Origin of the sequence: Paremcibacter congregatus (assembly GCF_006385135.1) — a bacterium.
Lineage (GTDB): Bacteria > Pseudomonadota > Alphaproteobacteria > Sphingomonadales > Emcibacteraceae > Paremcibacter > Paremcibacter congregatus.
In genome coordinates, this window is the sequence record NZ_CP041025.1 from 1,898,397 (window position 1) to 1,916,408 (window position 18,012).

The 18,012-nt window shown below is 48.9% G+C and carries 17 protein-coding genes and 1 riboswitch; of the genes, 8 read left to right on the forward strand and 9 right to left on the reverse strand.

Going from position 1 to position 18,012, the window contains the following annotated elements:
* Nucleotides 1-217: 217 nt before the first annotated feature.
* Complete coding sequence (locus tag FIV45_RS08510; protein ID WP_099474995.1) at nucleotides 218-694, forward strand: Lrp/AsnC family transcriptional regulator; 477 nt, start codon at nucleotides 218-220, stop codon at nucleotides 692-694.
* Here FIV45_RS08510 and FIV45_RS08515 read toward each other — a convergent pair.
* The 4 genes from FIV45_RS08515 to FIV45_RS08530 form a co-directional block, all read right to left on the reverse strand.
* A complete protein-coding gene (locus FIV45_RS08515; RefSeq protein WP_099474596.1) occupies nucleotides 686-1,285 on the reverse strand; it encodes a nucleotidyltransferase family protein in 600 nt (199 codons plus the stop codon). The genes FIV45_RS08510 and FIV45_RS08515 overlap by 9 nt on opposite strands.
* The gene (locus FIV45_RS08520) at nucleotides 1,282-2,238 is read right to left on the reverse strand and encodes an XdhC family protein (protein ID WP_099474598.1); all 957 of its coding nucleotides are present in this window, start codon (nucleotides 2,236-2,238) and stop codon (nucleotides 1,282-1,284) included. Before FIV45_RS08520 ends, FIV45_RS08515 begins: the two co-directional genes overlap by 4 nt.
* 74 nt (nucleotides 2,239-2,312) lie before the next feature.
* Nucleotides 2,313-2,663: a VOC family protein gene (locus FIV45_RS08525; protein WP_099474600.1), complete on the reverse strand. Its 351-nt coding sequence runs from the start codon at nucleotides 2,661-2,663 to the stop codon at nucleotides 2,313-2,315.
* A gap of 15 nt (nucleotides 2,664-2,678) precedes the next feature.
* On the reverse strand, nucleotides 2,679-3,506 hold the full coding sequence (locus tag FIV45_RS08530) for an AraC family transcriptional regulator (RefSeq protein ID WP_099474602.1): 828 nt from the start codon (nucleotides 3,504-3,506) through the stop codon (nucleotides 2,679-2,681).
* Between the two features lie 80 nt (nucleotides 3,507-3,586).
* Here FIV45_RS08530 and FIV45_RS08535 point away from each other — a divergent pair, with 80 nt between their 5' ends.
* Entirely contained in the window at nucleotides 3,587-3,934 is a 348-nt protein-coding gene (locus FIV45_RS08535) for a GFA family protein (protein ID WP_099474996.1), read from the forward strand.
* 4 nt (nucleotides 3,935-3,938) lie between these two features.
* On the opposite strand, the gene FIV45_RS08540 is transcribed toward FIV45_RS08535, so the two are convergent.
* Nucleotides 3,939-4,901 (reverse strand): bifunctional helix-turn-helix transcriptional regulator/GNAT family N-acetyltransferase, encoded by a 963-nt coding sequence (locus FIV45_RS08540; protein ID WP_099474604.1) that lies wholly within the window; start codon nucleotides 4,899-4,901, stop codon nucleotides 3,939-3,941.
* Nucleotides 4,902-4,963: 62 nt separating this feature from the next.
* Nucleotides 4,964-5,914 carry a proline iminopeptidase-family hydrolase gene (locus tag FIV45_RS08545; protein WP_099474606.1) on the reverse strand — a complete coding sequence of 317 codons (951 nt, stop codon included), beginning with the start codon at nucleotides 5,912-5,914 and terminating at the stop codon, nucleotides 4,964-4,966.
* A gap of 94 nt (nucleotides 5,915-6,008) precedes the next feature.
* Between FIV45_RS08545 and FIV45_RS08550 the strand changes: the two genes are divergently transcribed.
* Both FIV45_RS08550 and FIV45_RS08555 read left to right on the forward strand, forming a co-directional pair.
* Nucleotides 6,009-7,487 (forward strand): AMP-binding protein, encoded by a 1,479-nt coding sequence (locus FIV45_RS08550; protein WP_099474997.1) that lies wholly within the window; start codon nucleotides 6,009-6,011, stop codon nucleotides 7,485-7,487.
* 366 nt (nucleotides 7,488-7,853) lie between these two features.
* Nucleotides 7,854-8,618, forward strand: a complete 765-nt coding sequence (locus FIV45_RS08555; RefSeq protein WP_099474608.1) for a PEP-CTERM sorting domain-containing protein — start codon at nucleotides 7,854-7,856, stop codon at nucleotides 8,616-8,618.
* Nucleotides 8,619-8,685: 67 nt separating this feature from the next.
* Here the strand turns inward: FIV45_RS08555 and FIV45_RS08560 are convergent, their stop codons facing one another.
* Complete coding sequence (locus FIV45_RS08560) at nucleotides 8,686-9,921, reverse strand: argininosuccinate synthase (protein WP_204602322.1); 1,236 nt, start codon at nucleotides 9,919-9,921, stop codon at nucleotides 8,686-8,688.
* A 259-nt stretch (nucleotides 9,922-10,180) separates the two neighbouring features.
* Here FIV45_RS08560 and FIV45_RS08565 point away from each other — a divergent pair, with 259 nt between their 5' ends.
* The 3 genes from FIV45_RS08565 to FIV45_RS08575 all read left to right on the forward strand — a co-directional run bounded on the left by FIV45_RS08565 (nucleotide 10,181) and on the right by FIV45_RS08575 (nucleotide 14,557).
* Nucleotides 10,181-10,945 (forward strand): alpha/beta hydrolase, encoded by a 765-nt coding sequence (locus FIV45_RS08565; protein ID WP_099474612.1) that lies wholly within the window; start codon nucleotides 10,181-10,183, stop codon nucleotides 10,943-10,945.
* 163 nt (nucleotides 10,946-11,108) lie between these two features.
* On the forward strand, nucleotides 11,109-12,233 hold the full coding sequence (locus FIV45_RS08570; protein ID WP_133118602.1) for an SMP-30/gluconolactonase/LRE family protein: 1,125 nt from the start codon (nucleotides 11,109-11,111) through the stop codon (nucleotides 12,231-12,233).
* A gap of 275 nt (nucleotides 12,234-12,508) precedes the next feature.
* The gene (locus FIV45_RS08575; RefSeq protein ID WP_133118603.1) at nucleotides 12,509-14,557 is read left to right on the forward strand and encodes a TonB-dependent receptor plug domain-containing protein; all 2,049 of its coding nucleotides are present in this window, start codon (nucleotides 12,509-12,511) and stop codon (nucleotides 14,555-14,557) included.
* A 66-nt stretch (nucleotides 14,558-14,623) separates the two neighbouring features.
* Here the strand turns inward: FIV45_RS08575 and thiC are convergent, their stop codons facing one another.
* Nucleotides 14,624-16,462, reverse strand: a complete 1,839-nt coding sequence (gene thiC, locus FIV45_RS08580; RefSeq protein ID WP_133118604.1) for a phosphomethylpyrimidine synthase ThiC — start codon at nucleotides 16,460-16,462, stop codon at nucleotides 14,624-14,626.
* A gap of 83 nt (nucleotides 16,463-16,545) precedes the next feature.
* Nucleotides 16,546-16,689, reverse strand: a riboswitch (TPP riboswitch).
* Between the two features lie 92 nt (nucleotides 16,690-16,781).
* Here thiC and ruvX point away from each other — a divergent pair.
* Nucleotides 16,782-17,246, forward strand: a complete 465-nt coding sequence (gene ruvX, locus FIV45_RS08585) for a Holliday junction resolvase RuvX (RefSeq protein ID WP_099474998.1) — start codon at nucleotides 16,782-16,784, stop codon at nucleotides 17,244-17,246.
* Nucleotides 17,247-17,252: 6 nt separating this feature from the next.
* Here the strand turns inward: ruvX and FIV45_RS08590 are convergent, their stop codons facing one another.
* Nucleotides 17,253-17,972 carry an Ntn hydrolase family protein gene (locus FIV45_RS08590; protein WP_099474619.1) on the reverse strand — a complete coding sequence of 240 codons (720 nt, stop codon included), beginning with the start codon at nucleotides 17,970-17,972 and terminating at the stop codon, nucleotides 17,253-17,255.
* Between the last annotated feature and the right edge of the window lie 40 nt (nucleotides 17,973-18,012).

Here is an 18,012-nt window from a genome sequence, read left to right on the forward strand (position 1 = left end):
CTGTAAAAATCACGCAACAAAATGTCCCCTTTTCGTCAAAATGAGACAAAATAAACTAAGTAATAATATTGCGCACTTTGGGAATAAAATTCTAAAAACTTGTAGAATTCAAAGAATTCATCGCAAGATGCGCACGAAAGTGTTTTTCCGGATGACAAAGAATCTGATTTCCGCGAAGGTGATCGCAAAGATTCAGTCTGAAAATGGATGCAATATTATGCTAGATGATCTGAGCGAGGTGGATAAAAAAATCCTGGCGGCACTACAGGAAGACTGCAGCCTGACGAATACAGAACTGGCGCAAAAGGTCGGGCTGTCCACGGCGCCCTGCTGGCGGCGGATCAAAAGACTAGAAGACAAGGGAATTCTCACACAGCGGGTGGCCCTGGTGAATCCGAAAAAACTCGATCTGGATATACTGGTATACGCCAGCGTGAAACTGTCCAGCCACACGGAAGAGTCGCTTGAAATATTCGAACGCACTATTGGTCTCTACCCGGAGGTCACTGAATGCTATACCATCAGCGGTTCTATGGATTACATGATCCGGGTGATCACCCGCGATATGCAGACCTATGAAACTTTTCTGCGTCAGAAACTGCTGAAAATGGACATGGTCAACGAGATTCATTCGCGTTTTGCCGTGACCAAGGTAAAGCAAACCACTGCCATACCACTGGAACTGTCAATCTGACGGCAAAGCTAGGGCCCGGTATGCAGCCGGGCTGTCGACATCCCTGAAAATGGCCGGGCTATGGCTCTCTACCTCATGAACATGGGGTCTATAAGTCGTCAGAAGGCTTTTCGCTCCCTGATCGCCGGTGATATCCTCAAAGGCCGCAAAAAAAACGCGCCCCCACAGAACGGGATTACCCCGACGTCCCTGATGTACGGGAATGATGATGTCGCGCCCCTGATCGGGCGCATAGGCTGCAATAATACTGGACAATATCTCTCGCGAGATATCCGGCATATCCCCCAACATCACCAGCATGGCATCATAATCTGGCGCCACGGCGGCCAACCCGGCCTTTAGGGATCCACTCATGCCATCCTCATAACCTGCGTTATGAACAAAGCGAGCCCGCTTGCAGGAGACCGCCTGACGCACTTTCTCCGCCTGATGCCCCGTCACAATAATGATATCAGACAGGTCCCTCGCCTGGGCCACACAATGGGCGATCAGGGGCTGTCCCCGATATGGCAGCAGAAGCTTATTCTGATCCCCCATGCGGCGGGACTGACCCGCGGCAAGAATGACGGCAGCAATCCGGGGCGCCGTCACAACGCCGTCCCGTTATGGTATATATCAACAAGTTGAGCCATAATAGACAAGGCAATCTCGGCCGGCGTCTTGGCGCCAATATCAAGACCAGCCGGTCCATGTATACGGTCGATTTGCTGTTCAGTAAATCCTTTGGCCCGCAGGCGATCCTGACGCGCCGCCTGGGTTTTGCGACTGCCGAGAGCGGCAATATAAAAACACGGTGATGTCAGGGCGATTTCCAGGGCCGGGTCATCAAGCTTTGGATCATGACTGAGCGTAATGACCGCTGTACTGCCCGTAATTGGGTGGCGGGTGAGATATTCATCCGGCCAGTCCGATACCATCGTGCGGCCCGGGAACCGTTCCGCCGTGGCAAAGCGGCCGCGCGGGTCGATAATCGTCACCGCCAGATCAAGACTGTCGGCAATCTTCATCATTGCCTGGGTGATATGCACGGCCCCAATAACGATAACATGCAGCGGTTGTGCCAGAATATGATGAAACCGATCATGCCCCTGCTCTTCCCGCAAGTAACTTTTATCCGTCGCACTCTGTGGTGTCGCGAGTATGGTGTGCCCGGTCTGACAATCCGTGATCAGTTCCAGCGCTTCTGTGGCTTCTAAAACTTGCGGTATGAAGTCTATTTTTGTGGTCATGCTTTCGACCAACACCCTCACCCGCCCCCCACAAGACAGACCAACCTCCCAGGCGCGGTCATTGGAGGCTTCAAAATCCAATAGCTGAGGTACACCATTGGCCATCGTTTCCTGAGCGGCCTCTATCACCGCCCCTTCGATACAGCCGCCAGAAACAGAGCCTTCAATCTCCCCCCTGTCATTGAGCAACATATAACTGCCCACAGGACGTGGGGACGCGCCCCAGGTATCGACAACCGTGGCCAGCGCCATCGAATGGCCGGACTCATGCCATTGTTTTATTTTACGCCACAAGGGCTTCCAGTCTGAGCTCATGGCGTCATCTTTACGTATAATTGGCACCGGGTGCAAGGCATCAAGAGATTAACCGCATCATATTAGAGACGAAATCATTCGCCCCATATGGCGAATTCATTCCCGCTCGGCTCGATAAAGTGAAACCGCCGACCTCCGGGAAAAGAAAAGATATCCTTGATGATCGTCCCGCCAGCCTCCTGCACCGCCTTCAGGCTGTCCTCGAGATGATCACTATAGAGTACAACCAATGCAGAACCTTCGGCCTGACTGGCTTTCAGATCGGCATGGTAAAAGCCGCCGTCCAGCCCGGCATCCTGTATGGCGCAATACTCTGGCCCGTAATCCTGAAAGGACCAGCCGAAAGCTTTCGTGAAAAAGGCTTTGGTTGCGGCAATATTCTGGGCAGGAAGTTCGACATAGTTAATTTTATGATGGTTACTCATGGTGGCTTCCTTATGTTATGAATTGTGGTCTAAACTCTGTTGATACTGTTCCGGTGTTTGGCCAAGCAGAGCCTTGAAGTCATTAATGAAATGTGACTGATCAAAGTAGCCAAGGTCAAGGGCCAAATCCGTCCAGTTCAGTGTATCGTTTTTCTCAACCCGTTCCAAGGCTTCATGCAGGCGATAACGGATGATGATCCATTTGGCCGAAATGCCGACATATTTCTGAAACAGTCTCTGTAGTTTGCGTGGCTCCAGTGTATAGGCCTCACACAGGTCTGCGACCTTCTGGATGGTTCGATCTTCACAAATGCGCGCCACAATCGCATTGACCAGAAGGATCATTGGATCAATATCCGGTGCGACCTGAAAAAAACGCCGCTCCAGAAATTTTATCTTTTCGGCCACGTCCTGCATCAGCAGAAGTGTCGCTGTAAAATTCCCGGACATTTGAGGAAAATAAGTTTCAATGGAACAGGTTTGATCTGTTAATGACACATCTCTTTTACCAGCGGCATCCGCGAAAGCATAAAACCCGGCGGGGGTGAATTTAACACCCACCAGATTGCCTTTTCCGGAAATATCGTGGCTAAACCGGTGACTGACTATTCCCGTTATTTCTGACTTCTCTTCCAAAAATGTCATATTAACCGCGGGATGAGGCAATACCTCCTGACGATGGGTCACTCCGTCAGGCAGGTCCCAGTCTATCAGCCAGTAATGTTCAATCAGGTCTGCAAAGTTGGCGTCCGGCAAAAACCGGTTCAGGTTAAAAGCCTTGTATGCACTTACTTCCCGCACAATGCCCCGGACAGGTTTATTTTTTGTGGTGACGCCCATCATTGTCGTTTTTTTCCAATATCATATTGCATTTGTTTGCTACCATAAATCAACATATGCAGAAACATAAGGAAAATGACATCATGACGCATTATAAGGGCAGCTGTCACTGTGGCGCGGTTGCGTTCGAAATTGACGGGGATATAGAAAACGTAATTGAATGCAATTGTTCAATCTGTATTCGGCGGGGACATAAGTTGTGGTTCGTCAACAAGGCGGACATGAAGTTTTCAACCGACGAAGAGGCTCTTCAAGGCTATCAGTTCGGTAAAAAACACATCACACATCGTTTTTGCAAGACCTGCGGCACACCGATGTTCAGTGATGGGGCATTTGAGGACTATATCAAGGCTGGTATCAACCTGCGTTGCATTGAGGACCTTGACCTTGAGGCCCTGACCTGCATTCAATATGACGGGGCGAGCAAGTAATCGTCTATTTAGCCACTCTGTATTCCATATAAACATCCGCACGGACATAGGGCGTATCAGGCCGTGAGGGCGCATGGACAAATCCAGATTTCTCATATAGCGCGATGGCCGGTGCAAGCTGGTGATTGGTTTCAAGAAATAACTTGGCGCCGCCGCGGGCGTGAAAACGATCGACCACTGTATCCATTAATTTCTGGCCAACACCCAGTCCCCGCGCCTCCGGGCGCACGCCCATCTTGCTGACTTCAAATATATTGTCCCCATGATGCTTAAGCGCGACAACCCCCAGAACCCGGCCTTCTGATAAAGCAAAGTAAATTTCGCCGCCCTCGGCAAGGATATTTTTCTCCGGCTGGTTCAAATTTACCAGGTCGGGCTCTTCCAGTTCAAAATAGGTTTCGATCCATTGCTTGTTGATGTCGTACCAGTCCTGCCGGTATTTGACATGAAACGGCACGATGTCAACATCGGGTATGATCTTGTGCTTCTTGCTTTCTTCTATCCGCTGGTACAGGCCTTTTTGATGTAGACATTCTTCAAAATCCTCCAGCGCGGCCATCAGGTCATGGTCGGATTCTGTGCGAATGTCCTGTATTGCCTTTTTAGCCAGCCGCCAAAGCGGCAGCAGTCGTTCCACCAGAACCTCGCCCTCTTTCGTCAGATGTACGATACGGCTCCTTGCGTCCTCTCCTACTTTTAAGGCGACAATGTCCATATCGATCAACTGCTTTACCGTTTGGGAAATTGCCGATTGGGTCAGGGCTGACATGTTTTGCAGTTCCGCAATACTGAGTTCCTTCAGGTTATGCAGGGCAAATACCACCGGGAAATGCCGGACCCGGAAATCAAGGCCAGCCTCCTGATATACTTTTTCCATGTCCGTACTCAGCAATTCGTAAACTCGTTTCAGTCGGGTGCCGATGCCTAAATCAAAAAATATTTCCTGTGTCATTTTATCGCGGCTCATATTATTTACATAAGCAATAATATAATCACTAATGAATAATAATCAAGTGCGGAAAAATAAATCTATTCCGGTAATTTTGCTAAAAAGTCCGCCAAGCTTTTAAGATAAAATTCCTCGTTTTCAGCCATCGTGGCATGCCCGGCATTGGGCACGATTACCGTCTGGGACTGGGGAATCATATTCGCATATTTATGACAGCTTTTCGGGGCCGCTTCATCAAATTCACCGCAGATCATAAGGGTTGGAACCGCAATGTTGTGCAGTTTTCTACTCCCGTCATAGCCTTTCAGCGTTCCTGTCGCATAAAAGTCGCTGCTGCCCCACATATGTACATACATATTCTCATTCCACTCTGACGCCCCCGTCCAGTAATCCCGGCCGGGACACGGGTCCTGCCGGCACATATGTTTGCTGTAGAAAACTTCCTCAGCCGCCTTATAGTCAGGATGATCCTGTGTGCCTTCCGCAATATGTTTGCGCAGAGTATAGCTGACGTTTGGCGGCAACTGATCAATCCACACCTGATTATCAGCAATCCATTGTGCAGTGCTGATCAGGGGACTTGACAGGATTGCAGCTTTCAGACCATCGGGTCTGCGGGCGGCATATTCCGCCGCAAGCGTTCCGCCCCAGCTGTGTCCGGCAATAATCACGTCCTTCAGGTTAAGCGCCGCACGGATATGGTCAATTTCTGCGACAAAACGTTCTACGGTCCAGTTTTCCGGGTTGTTGGGGCGATCTGAATTTCCGGTTCCCAGCTGATCATAAAGAATAACCGGATAGGCATCGGCCAGGGCGACATAAGGCATATTGGTGCGATGAATGCCGCCGGGGCCACCGTGCATGACAATGATGGCTGGGGCTTTACCAATATGTTCGGCGCCATTCAGGCGATACCAGATGCGCCCCCCATCTACATTAATATACCCGGCTATTTCCGGGTCCTGATGCGCAACCGCCGGAGAAAGAGGGAGCAGAAAAAGTATTATCACAAGTAATTTTAAATGCCGCATGTCCAGTCGCCCCTTGTCATTGGTGGTGTTTTATTCTTATAAGATATTAACCTATAACTCACTTTATCGCGAAAGGCAAAAGGGCCGTTTTATCATGAGTAACGCCAATCTTTATGAGTTGTTTCTGTCCCGTTTTCCCACTGACAGGACGAAACCTTTTCTGCAACAGGAAGATGGACGTTCGATCAGCTACAGTGATATGGACTTGCTTTCGGCCAGAATGGTCACCGTACTGAAAGATAACGGCCTGTCAAAAGGAACCAGATTACTGGTGCAGGTTGAAAAATCAATGGAGGCCGTTTGCCTGTATCTTGCATGCCTGAGATTAGGGGCGGTTTATTTACCTCTGAACACGGCCTATGTGTCTGCGGAAGTGACCTATTTCGCCGAAGATGCCCGGCCGGCCCTTATGGTATTGCCGGAAGACAAGATTGCACCCTTTACAGCCCAGAGCCATCGGGCGATGACCATGAATGATTTTGTGCGAGCCGCGACCACAGCCACCCCCTGCCCGGAACTGGCCCAGGTCGAAAAGGATGATCTGGCCGCCATCCTCTACACTTCCGGCACAACCGGTCGGTCGAAGGGCGCCATGCTTAGTCATGACAATCTGGCCAGTAACGCCCTCACTCTACATAAGATATGGCATTGGCAGGCGGATGACGTCCTGCTGCATGCGTTGCCAATTTTTCATGTCCACGGCCTGTTTGTCGCTTTGCACTGCGCCCTGCTCGGGGGCTCTACGGTCTGGTTCCTGCCTTCTCTTGATATCGATGCCTTAATTCGACTGATCCCGCGCAGCACAGTTCTTATGGGGGTACCGACCTTTTATACCCGGCTCTTGCAGCATATGGATTTCAATCGCGACCTTTGCCGCTCCATGCGGGTTTTTATCTCAGGGTCCGCCCCTTTACTCAGTGAAACCTTCACCCGGTTTGAACAGGTCACCGGACACCGGATACTGGAACGTTACGGCATGAGCGAGGCAGGCATGATTACCTCCAACCCCTATGATGGAGACCGAGTTGCGGGAACTGTTGGTTTTGCCCTGCCTGATGTTCAGCTGCGCATATGTGATGATCAGGGCGAGATAGTCCCTTGCGGCGAAATCGGAACATTGGAATATAAAGGACCAAATCTGTTTCAAGGGTATTGGGAAATGCCGGAAAAAACGGCGGCGGAAATGCGGCCCGATGGCTATTTTATTTCCGGTGATCTGGCGGTGTCTGACACTGAAGGCCGTATATCCATCGTCGGGCGGGCCAAGGATCTGATTATTTCCGGGGGATATAACATCTACCCCAAAGAAATCGAAACGGCCCTGGACAAAATCCCAGGCATCCTGGAAAGCGCCGTCATCGGCGCCCCGCATCCTGATCTCGGGGAACAAGTCGTTGCCGTCGTCATCCGGCAGCCATCCAGTAAAATAGAAGCACAGGACATCCAGAACAAGCTGTCAGAACAGCTCGCCCGGTTTAAGCAGCCGCGCCACATCATTTTCCGGGATAGCCTTCCCCGGAACACCATGGGCAAAGTACAGAAGACCATACTGAGAGAAGAAATTGCGCTATAGAATATTATTTACAAATACAACCTATGAGGGCTCATAACTTTAAGGGTTATATTTATTTCAACAAGATATAATTATTAAATATCAATAATTTACATGTTGAAATATATGCAAAGTTAAATTAAAAATTGGATTGCTTTGCGGATTATTATCATATGAGATGTCGATTAATAAGTGTAAAATATTCTGACAAAGTGTCGGAAAACTTTACACTTTTACAGCGCTTACTTGCCGGAAGAATCACCCTAAATTAATATAAGCAGGCAAGATACTCCCCTTTTATAACTTTGGCACACTACATGCATATGCAGTTGATGTATGTACAAGTTATTGCATGCGTATAAGTAACAATAAACATAGGATTGGATAATGAAAAAGTTTTTAGTAAGCAGCTTTGCTGCCATAACAGCAATGATGTCATCTGCATCAGCGGCAGTCGTTCAGATTGATGCATTCAGCACAGGCTGGTATGATAGCGTATTGGGTTTCCACTATGCGTGGAGTAATACTACAGCGGGTCGTAACCCTGCATTTGGATCAGTGTTCCGCGACTACTTCGCCTTTGATCTTTCCAGCATTGCCGGCCTGCCCGGAAATGTTAGAAATGTTAAAATTACCTTCCGTGATATTGAAGGAAAGTATGACAGTATAGACCCGACAGAAACCTTTCAGTTAAGCTCTTTTGAAGGTGATATAGATGACCTGATCTCCGAGAATTTTACGGGAGGTGCCGATCCTTATGACCAGGCCGGTGGCCTCGCCTTATATAGCGACCTTGGGGATGGCGATGTTTATGGAACACGGGTTATTAAGAAGCCAGGCGCAACCGTCTTTCCAAACGGTTTTACCGTTCATATTATGGATGAATTCACCATGGCCCTGTCCAGCAGCGCCGTAGATAATATGAATGCGGCACTTGCTTCTCTGGATCAGCGCTTCGCTATTGGCGGACAACTGACGTCTTTGTCAGACAGAACGGATTTTGAAGCTATTTTTTCCGCCAGCCAGCCCTCGTTTGGTGGACCAGCCTTTATCACCGTTGAAGTTCCGGAACCAGCGCCTGTTGCGCTGCTTGGTCTTGGGTTGTTAGGTATTGCGGCCGTCCGCCGTCAAAGACTATCCCGAAAGGCATAAATATTACCTAAAAAAATGGCAGAGGTTTAAAAGCCTCTGCCATTTTTACATTTACAGCTCTTCCGGCTTATTCGTAGGAAGGACTGATTTTCGACTTGCCACGCTGGTTCAACAACCGTAACCGCAAGGCATTCAGTTTGATAAAGCCTTCCGCATCCCGCTGGTCGTATACTTCATCTTCTTCAAAGGTGACATGTTCCATGGAATAAAGCGATTCTGGAGATTTACGCCCAACCAGATGCACGCCGCCTTTATAGAGTTTCAGACGCACAGTACCACAGACATTTTCCTGAGACTTATCGATCAGGGCCTGCAGCATCTCCCGCTCTGGCGAGAACCAGAAGCCGTTATAAATCAGTTCGGCATATTTCGGCATCAGTTCGTCTTTCAGATGCATGGCTCCCCGATCCAGTGTGGTGCTTTCAATGCCCCGATGAGCCGTCAGAAGAATTGTGCCACCCGGTGTTTCATAAATACCGCGTGATTTCATCCCGACGAAGCGGTTTTCCAACAGATCAAGACGGCCGATGCCATTGGCTCCGCCGAGCTCATTGAGCTTTGTAAGCAATGTGGCCGGAGACATTTTTACGCCGTCAATCGCGACCGCATCACCTTTTTCAAACTCGACTTCAATATAGGTCGCCTTATCCGGTGCCTCTTCCGGAGAAACAATGCGGTTATAAACATATTCCGGGCTTTCTTCCCATGGATCTTCCAGCAATTTGCCTTCACTGGAGGTATGCAGGAGGTTGGCGTCTACGGAGAAAGGCGACTCGCCGCGTTTGTCTTTCGCGACCGGAATTTGATGTTTCTCGGCATAATCAATCAGCTTCGTACGACTGTTCAGATCCCATTCTCGCCATGGCGCGATCACAGTAATTTCCGGATCAAGGCCATAATAACCGAGTTCAAAGCGTACCTGATCGTTGCCCTTGCCAGTCGCCCCGTGACAGACGGCGTCGGCGCCTACGGCATGGGCAATTTCAATCTGGCGTTTGGCAATCAAAGGACGGGCGATGGCCGTACCAAGAAGGTAAACCCCTTCATAAAGCGCATTGGCCCGGAACATAGGGAAAACATAATCGCGGACAAAATCTTCGCGCAAATCTTCGATGAAAATTTCCTTGACCCCAAACATCTCTGCTTTTTTACGCGCCGGTTCCAGCTCCTCGCCCTGCCCCAGATCGGCAGTGAAAGTGACCACTTCGCAATTGTAGGTATCCTGAAGCCATTTCAAAATAATGGAGGTATCCAGGCCGCCAGAGTAGGCGAGAACGACTTTTTTAATCTCTTTGCTCATCATATATCCTTCACAATCCGGACAAAATGTTCCCGGGATTACTGTTATGCGGGCGCAGTATAGGTAAAAGCAAACCCGACGCAACCTTTTCCTACATAAACACTACTTAATTATTCTGATAAAAAATAATTATCAGAATAATATTCGATTTAATCAGCAATAAAAGAATATTATTTTGATTTAGTGAAAAAGCATGACCGCACTATACATATTATATTAGGTTACCATACTATAGAATACCCAAAAGGAGGAGAAATGCTGAATGTTTTTGCGTGCTTTAATGAGCTATCTTTTAATCTCCTGTCTGACCGTACCGTCAGGTTTCGCAAAAAGCAGCCTGACAGATAACATTCGCATCTCCAGCAAAAATCTGGGATATGATCTTCAGTATAGGGTGTACCTTCCAGATGGCATGACGCCTTCTCACAAATTACCGACAATCTATATTACCGATGGACAATGGTATCTGATCCAGGGAAAATTTAACGAAGTGCTTGACCGGGAAATCGCGGCGGGCGCCATTGGCCCCGTGATTGCCATCTTTATTGATAACCGGAATCCTGATGACCTGTCCGAGATAAGGCGGAACCGGGAATTTTTTTGCAAAAAAGAATATGTCGAATTCTATACCAAGGAACTGGTTCCGGAAATTGATGCACAGTACCCCACCCAGCCTGATCGTACAGAGAGAGTCATAATGGGGGTTTCATTTGGCGGAATAAATGCGGCATGTTTCGGTTTAATGGCATATCCCATATTTGAAGGTATCGCCATGCAGTCACCGGCCAATGACAAACATGTTGGGCTGATGACGACGTTATATAAAGAAGAGGAAAAAAGGCCACTTAAGATATTTATGTCTGTGGGCACGCTTAACGACAATACAGCGGCGGGACGGCGGTTTAAACGTACTCTCGTCGCCAAAGGTTATGATGTGACATACAAGGAAACCAGACAAGGCCACAACTGGAAAAACTGGCGTCCCCTGTTTGATGATCTTTTAAGGACTTTTTTTGGCCCCCAATAATTTAACCCGACCAAAACAGGGATCTTGTCTTATGCGTATTTCGATTTTTTTATTGTCCTTTTGGCTGTCACTCAGCGGCGCCTTTGCCCAGTCTATTGGCGATTTATGGCGCGAGGCCGGGACGGCCTATAACCAGAAAGACTATCCGCAGTTTATCACCAAAATGAAGAAGATTGAACAGATCCGCCCCTACCAGCTTGCTGCAAAAAAGAATATGATCAGAGGCTATAGTCTTTCCGGCCAGATTGAGAAAGCCTTCCACCACATTGATCTCGTGATCGGACAAGGTGGGTATATTGACGTGTCCGGAAAAGACTTTAAAGCACTTCATGGGTCTCCTGAATTTAAAAGAGTTACCAAAAAACTCGTCGAAAATAACTCTGCTGACGGGAAAACTGATATTGCATCTTCTGTCAGCGAGACGGGGCTATTGCCCGAATCTATTGCGATTCATGCACGGAACAAAACTCTGTACATCGGCTCCGTGCGTCGTGGAAAAATCCTGAAAGTGTCGCCTGATGGTAATGTGACCACATTTGCAGAGCCAACTGTTGAAAATGGTTTGTTAGGTGTGTTTGGACTTAAAATAGATTCTGTTCGTCGGCATCTCTGGGCCGCGAGCAACGATATAGAGCAACATATCGGAATCAATAAAGGTAATTCTGATAAAGCCGGCTTGTTTCAGTTCGACCTGGACACAGGACGCCTGATTAACAGCTATTTCATCGCGTCTGAGGCGCCAGCTCTGTTGGGCGACCTGGTAATTTCCCCCGAAGGAGATATCTATGCCACGGACAGTTACAATCCGGTTATTTATAAACTGGATAGAGAGTCTGGACAGTTGCTCCCTTTCCATACTTCTGATCGATTTATAAACCTTCAAGGGATATGTACCGACGGCGCGCAGTTATATGTCGCTGATTATCATGCCGGAATTTTTTCTTTGGACATGAACACAGGGAATCTCGCGAAGATTTCCCATGACAAGACGGTCAATATAGGAGGTATTGATGGACTCTATTGTGGGGATGGAAACCTTGTGGCGATTCAAAATGGTTTCACACCTTATCGTGTTATAAAACTTGACCTGAGCGAGGGCCATATCAAAAAACTACAGGTCCTGCAAAAGAACCTGCCCGTGTGGCGGGAACCAACATTGGGAGTTCTTCATGGCAACATTTTCCATTATGTCGCCACCAGCCAATGGGGCGCATATGATCAACAAGGTAAGGTCGCAGAAGGCAGTGTCCTTGCCCCCGTGATTGTTATGAAAATCCTGTTGGAATAAACTCTCCCTTCTTCCCGTCACAGTATCCTTTTAATCATTCTTTGCTACTTATCCTGCCGGAACATAATTTGGTCGCAAAATTAATACCGTTTATCAGACAAGGGTTGCATCACCTCCCCTGACCGCGCTATCTGTTTTGGTACAAAAATATAACAAATAATCAAAATATAAAAAAATCTTCGGAAGTTAGAGTTATGGTATTTAGCAAAGCCGCGTCGCGCGTCTGTTCAGGCGCCTCAATCCCTATTATACCCCCACTGCGTTATATCTTGCTAATGAGCGTCTCCCCTTTTCTATGTGCACCTTCTTCTGCATGGGCGGATGACATCAGCAACAGCGATACACCTTTTGAAATGTCAGACCGGGTCTCTTACGCGCCCACCTATTTTCAACAATACAATCCGTTAACAGCTGCCGATATGGTCAATCAGCTGCCCGGCTTCAATCTAATTGAGGAAAGCGGCGACCGCGGGTTCGGTCAGGGCCAAGGAAATTTGCTTATCAATGGCAAACGTCCCAGTACGAAATCAAACAAACCGGAAGAATTGCTCAAACGTATTGCAGCGGAAACTGTCGTCCGTATTGAAGTTCTACGCGAAGGATCTTCTGAGTTGTCCGGCCAGTCAGGGTTGATCGCCAATGTGATTACGGATAGCGAAAGCAGCCTGTCCGGGTCTTATTTGGCCGGCGTCTATTTTCATGAAGAAGGTATGGTGCGCCCGGAAGCCCGGCTATCCATCGGCGGGAATATAGATAATTTCAGCTACAATGTTGATTTAAGCCTTGATGTCTGGAAACACGAAGAATCCGGCAAGGAGAATGTCAGGGATGCCGACTTCAACCTGACCCAGATCCGTGCAGAACAACGCAATGTCCATAACAGAACACCGAAACTGAATATTAATCTGGGATGGAATGGCGATAATGGAGACGTCGCTAACCTAAGCTTACAGGCCTTTTATTTCAAACATAATTTTCATGAAACATCTGACCAGTTTATGGCCCAAGGCATGGTGACCAGTAATTTATTGCGTATGATAGAAACCCGGTCCGGTGAAGATGAGTATACGTATGAGATTGGCGGCGACTATACAACGGATTTCGCGGGCGGCTCTTTGAAATTCATTGGGCTGCGCCGTCGGGAAGACAGCCGTTTCTTCACCCATTATGACGATACCGCTGAAGACGGGAGTTTTTTCCGCTATAACAGCAGGCGCCAGCCGATTGAATCGGAAACCATTTTGCGTACCCTTTATACGACAGAGCCAACAACTGGCCATGTTCTGGAATGGGCTATTGAGGGGGCTTTTAATACACTTGATACAACTGCAACCTTTCAGGAAGACACCGGCAGCGGTTTTGAAGACGTTCTTCTTTCCGGCAGCAACACCCGTGTTGAAGAGCGTCGCGCAGAAAGCAGCCTGCTATATGTCCTGCCTTTAGGAAAAAAATTACGTTTCCAGACATCGGTTGCCGTTGAATATTCAGAATTATCCGTGTCGGGTAATAATAACAATACTCGCTCCTATGTTCGCCCCAAGGGTTTTGCCGCCCTGACCTTCGATGCCACTGCCGAAACACAGTTCCGGGGTCGCATCGATCGCAAAGTCGGCCAACTGAACTTCTTTGACTTTGCCAGCAGACGGGATATCTCACAGGGCCAGACCGACAGCGGCAATACGGAACTGGTTCCGGAACAGCTCTGGCGTTTTGAAATGACCGCGGAACATAGATTTAGCCCCAAAAATGTAACGACACTCACCGTCTATTACGAAACATTTGAAGATTACAACATGTTAGTGCCTCTCGCTGGAGGAGGACAGGGAATAGGTAATGTTGACGGCGCCAAAAACAAAGGCATTACCCTTACGTCTACATGGATGCTGGACAGTTTGGGCGTCAACGGTGGCAAACTGGATTTTGCCGGAACGTACCAGGACAGCGAGATCAAGGATCCTTTTACAGGGATTTTCCGTCATTTCGACTGGCAGGAGCAATGGCAGATTGAAATCACTTTCCGGCAGGATATCCAGGATACAAACTGGGCCTGGGGATTGAATTACTGGGACAATACAGAACTGCCCGGATACCGTAAAGACCGCGTAAATAAGGGACCTTTTGGTCCAACTTACTTTGCATATGTTGAACATAAAGACGTCTTGGGCATGACGTTAACTGCAAAATATTACAATGCCTTTGGTCGCACCATGCAGTATAACCGAGAGTTTTTCGCCCCAGACCGCCTCGGAAATTTTGACGGAGGGGAATTTCGCAGCTTAAGACGCGGCGGATATTTTAATATCCAGCTTGCCGGGAAATTCTAAATACAAAAAAAGGCCCGGTATTTTAGTCCCGGGCCTTGATGTTCTCTAATGCGTTCAGCTCTCGCCTTACAGACTATCGTTGGCTTTCTTGTTGGCATCAACCGTCTGGTAGAGTTCTGCGCCGGTTTCCTTGAATTTCTCGGCCATCTCCGCCATGCCATTGTCGGCAAACTGGCGCACTTCCTGCGAGATTTTCATGGAACAGAATTTCGGCCCGCACATGGAACAGAAATGCGCCACTTTATGGGCTTCCTTCGGCATAGTCTGATCGTGAAATTCACGGGCCTTTTCAGGGTCCAGTGCCAGATTAAACTGGTCTTCCCAGCGGAAATCGAAACGCGCCCGACTGAGGGCGTCATCGCGCAGTTGTGCGCCCGGATGGCCTTTGGCAAGGTCCGCGGCATGGGCCGCAATCTTGTAAGTAATGACTCCCACTTTCACATCTTCCCTGTCTGGTAGGCCCAGATGTTCCTTCGGGGTCACATAACACAGCATGGCGCAGCCGAACCAGCCAATCATCGCTGCCCCAATACCACTGGTGATATGATCATATCCCGGCGCGATATCGGTGGTGAGAGGCCCAAGCGTATAGAACGGCGCTTCGTGGCATTCCTTCAACTGTTTGTCCATATTGATCTTGATCTTGTTCATGGACACATGACCAGGACCTTCAATCATCACCTGAACATTATGTTTCCAGGCAATCTTGGTCAGCTCCCCGAGTGTTTCAAGCTCGCCGAACTGTGCCTCATCATTGGCGTCTGCAATAGACCCCGGACGTAAGCCGTCCCCGAGAGAGAAGGACACATCATAGGCCTTCATAATCTCGCAAATTTCTTCGAAATGGGTATAAAGGAAACTTTCCTTGTGGTGGAACAGGCACCATTTCGCCATGATCGACCCGCCGCGGCTGACGATGCCGGTGACGCGTTTGGCTGTCATCGGGACATAACGCAACAATACACCGGCATGGATGGTGAAATAATCAACCCCCTGCTCGGCCTGTTCGATCAGCGTATCGCGGAACACTTCCCATGTCAGGTCTTCGGCGACGCCGTTGACTTTTTCCAATGCCTGGTAGATGGGCACGGTGCCAATCGGCACGGCGGAATTACGGATGATCCACTCACGGGTATTATGGATGTTACGTCCGGTGGAAAGGTCCATCACGTTATCCGCCCCCCAGCGGGTGGCCCAAACCATCTTTTCAACTTCTTCCCCGACCGAAGACGCCACGGCGCTGTTGCCGATGTTGGCATTGATCTTGACCAGGAAATTGCGCCCGATAATCATCGGTTCCGCTTCCGGGTGGTTGATGTTGGCGGGAATAATGGCGCGGCCTTCGGCGACTTCCTGACGCACAAATTCAGGGGTGATTTCATCAGGGATATTGGCGCCAAAATCTTCGGCATATTCATCGCGTTTGTAATCTTCCCCCAGTTCCGCCCGGGACATATTTTCCCGGATGGCAATAAATTCCATTTCCGGAGTAATGATCCCCCGACGGGCATATTCCATCTGGGTTACATTTTGACCAGCTTTGGCGCGCAGCGGACGGTGTTTGACCGGAAACTCTTCCGCCAGATATTTACCGGAAGCGTTGCCATTGTCTTCGGCCTTGATTTCACGACCCTCATATTCTTCCACATCACCCCGGGCTTTAATCCAGGCCGTACGTTTGCGTTCAAGACCTTTATACATGTCAATTTTGGCCTGGGGATCTGTATAAGGACCAGAAGTGTCATAAACCCGAACCGGTTTTTCATTTGCCGAAGGGTGCAGGTCAATTTCCCGCATGGGAACTTTAATGTCAGGAAACTCTGTACCTGAAACATACACTTTGCGTGACGCAGGCAAAGGTCCTGTGCTGACCTCCATTTTTTCCGGCTTGCTTTCAATATTCATGACGTCCATCCTAATAAATCAGTGTTTTATCGCGCAGCATTGCACAACGCAGAGACTGCGGTAATCCGGATTCATGTGGGGGAAATCTAATCATATTCCATCCCTCCGCCAGAATAACCCGGATCAGGTTCAAAGGGTCCTCCACTTGTAAACTATAATGCATATATATCATCATGACGCTTACCGGTGGGGTCTCAGCTTCATACAAAGCTCCCCTTGGAATTGGGCACATGCTCGTCCTTTTTGCCCCAAACTTCAAGTAAAATATTTTAAAGCGTTTTTTATGGGTTTTTACCAAAGGTTTCGCTATAACACCTGCATGATAATTGAACTGGATCAAATCAAGAACACCATCACCACGGGGCAACGGCTTCTGGGGCTCGATCTCGGCAGCAAAACCATCGGTGTTGCCCTGTCAGATATCATGTGCAATATCGCCACCCCCATGGAGATTATCCGCCGCACCAAATTTACCAAGGATGCAGAGCGATTGCTGACCATTATCTCAGAACAGAATGTGGGTGGTCTGGTTCTCGGCTTACCCTTGAATATGGACGGCACGGAAGGTCCACGCTGCCAATCAACCCGCCAGTTCGCTGAAAATATGGCCGGCAAGATAGACATCCCGGTTGTTCTCTGGGATGAACGGCTGTCCACTGTCGCTGTTACCCGCACCTTGCTGGACGCGGATGCCAGCCGCAAACGCCGCAAGGAAGTGGTCGACAAAATGGCCGCCGCATATATTCTTCAGGGCGCTCTGGACAAAATGTCCTATTCCCGGTGACCCTGTTTACGGCAGCAGGTTCTTGAACCGGCACCCATCCGGCAGTTTCCCCAGCAGTTCCACCAGATGCGAGTTCCACCACTCATACAATGGCGCCAGATCGTCATAAGCATAAAGTTCATGACGCCATTTACGGTCACTGGCATAAGTGAGCAGGTCCAGGGGATACCCCACATCAACCGTACTGACCCGTGTCGAGTCAAAGGCGAGATAGGCAATCTTGATCACCATCCGCAACGGGGTATCATAATCCAGGGTCCGATCGAGAAACGTTTTCCCATAGGATGTTGCCCCGATGGACATATAACTGGCCCGTTCATTCATTTCAACCCAGTTGCCTTCCGGATAAACCAGATACATGCAAGGGGCTTCGTCTTCATCCAGTTGACCACCAATAAGGGCATGCAAATCAAACCGTAGATGCGACCGTTGCAAGGCGTCCCAATCTTCAGTTGCCACCTGCCGCAAGGCTTCTGTATAATAATGTAGAACATTGCGCAGCATAGGCTGCACAACCTTGCCATCCTTCCGGCAGGCATCATCGAAATAGGCGAGGGTTTTGTCGCGAATCGAACGCAATCCAGAGGTCATGATACATATTTTATGGGGCCCAATCTGATGTAAACTGACCTTACCGGCATTATGGGCTTGCATCCCGCTGGTAAGGCGCCCGTCAGCCAGACAGACCAAGCCTTCTTTTACGCGAATTCCAAGACAATAAGTCATCTTTTGCTCCTTTACGAGGTTCTTCCGCCTAGACAAAAGC

Coding starts and splice junctions, on each gene's coding strand:
- FIV45_RS08510 (WP_099474995.1), top strand. CDS start 218: ATGCTAGATGATCTGAGCGAGGTGGATAAAAAAATCCTGGCGGCACTA.
- FIV45_RS08520 (WP_099474598.1), bottom strand. CDS start 2,238: ATGAGCTCAGACTGGAAGCCCTTGTGGCGTAAAATAAAACAATGGCAT.
- FIV45_RS08525 (WP_099474600.1), bottom strand. CDS start 2,663: ATGAGTAACCATCATAAAATTAACTATGTCGAACTTCCTGCCCAGAAT.
- FIV45_RS08530 (WP_099474602.1), bottom strand. CDS start 3,506: ATGATGGGCGTCACCACAAAAAATAAACCTGTCCGGGGCATTGTGCGG.
- FIV45_RS08535 (WP_099474996.1), top strand. CDS start 3,587: ATGACGCATTATAAGGGCAGCTGTCACTGTGGCGCGGTTGCGTTCGAA.
- FIV45_RS08540 (WP_099474604.1), bottom strand. CDS start 4,901: ATGAGCCGCGATAAAATGACACAGGAAATATTTTTTGATTTAGGCATC.
- FIV45_RS08545 (WP_099474606.1), bottom strand. CDS start 5,914: ATGCGGCATTTAAAATTACTTGTGATAATACTTTTTCTGCTCCCTCTT.
- FIV45_RS08550 (WP_099474997.1), top strand. CDS start 6,009: ATGAGTAACGCCAATCTTTATGAGTTGTTTCTGTCCCGTTTTCCCACT.
- FIV45_RS08555 (WP_099474608.1), top strand. CDS start 7,854: ATGAAAAAGTTTTTAGTAAGCAGCTTTGCTGCCATAACAGCAATGATG.
- FIV45_RS08560 (WP_204602322.1), bottom strand. CDS start 9,921: ATGATGAGCAAAGAGATTAAAAAAGTCGTTCTCGCCTACTCTGGCGGC.
- FIV45_RS08565 (WP_099474612.1), top strand. CDS start 10,181: ATGTTTTTGCGTGCTTTAATGAGCTATCTTTTAATCTCCTGTCTGACC.
- FIV45_RS08570 (WP_133118602.1), top strand. CDS start 11,109: ATGAAGAAGATTGAACAGATCCGCCCCTACCAGCTTGCTGCAAAAAAG.
- FIV45_RS08575 (WP_133118603.1), top strand. CDS start 12,509: ATGAGCGTCTCCCCTTTTCTATGTGCACCTTCTTCTGCATGGGCGGAT.
- thiC (WP_133118604.1), bottom strand. CDS start 16,462: ATGAATATTGAAAGCAAGCCGGAAAAAATGGAGGTCAGCACAGGACCT.
- ruvX (WP_099474998.1), top strand. CDS start 16,782: ATGATAATTGAACTGGATCAAATCAAGAACACCATCACCACGGGGCAA.
- FIV45_RS08590 (WP_099474619.1), bottom strand. CDS start 17,972: ATGACTTATTGTCTTGGAATTCGCGTAAAAGAAGGCTTGGTCTGTCTG.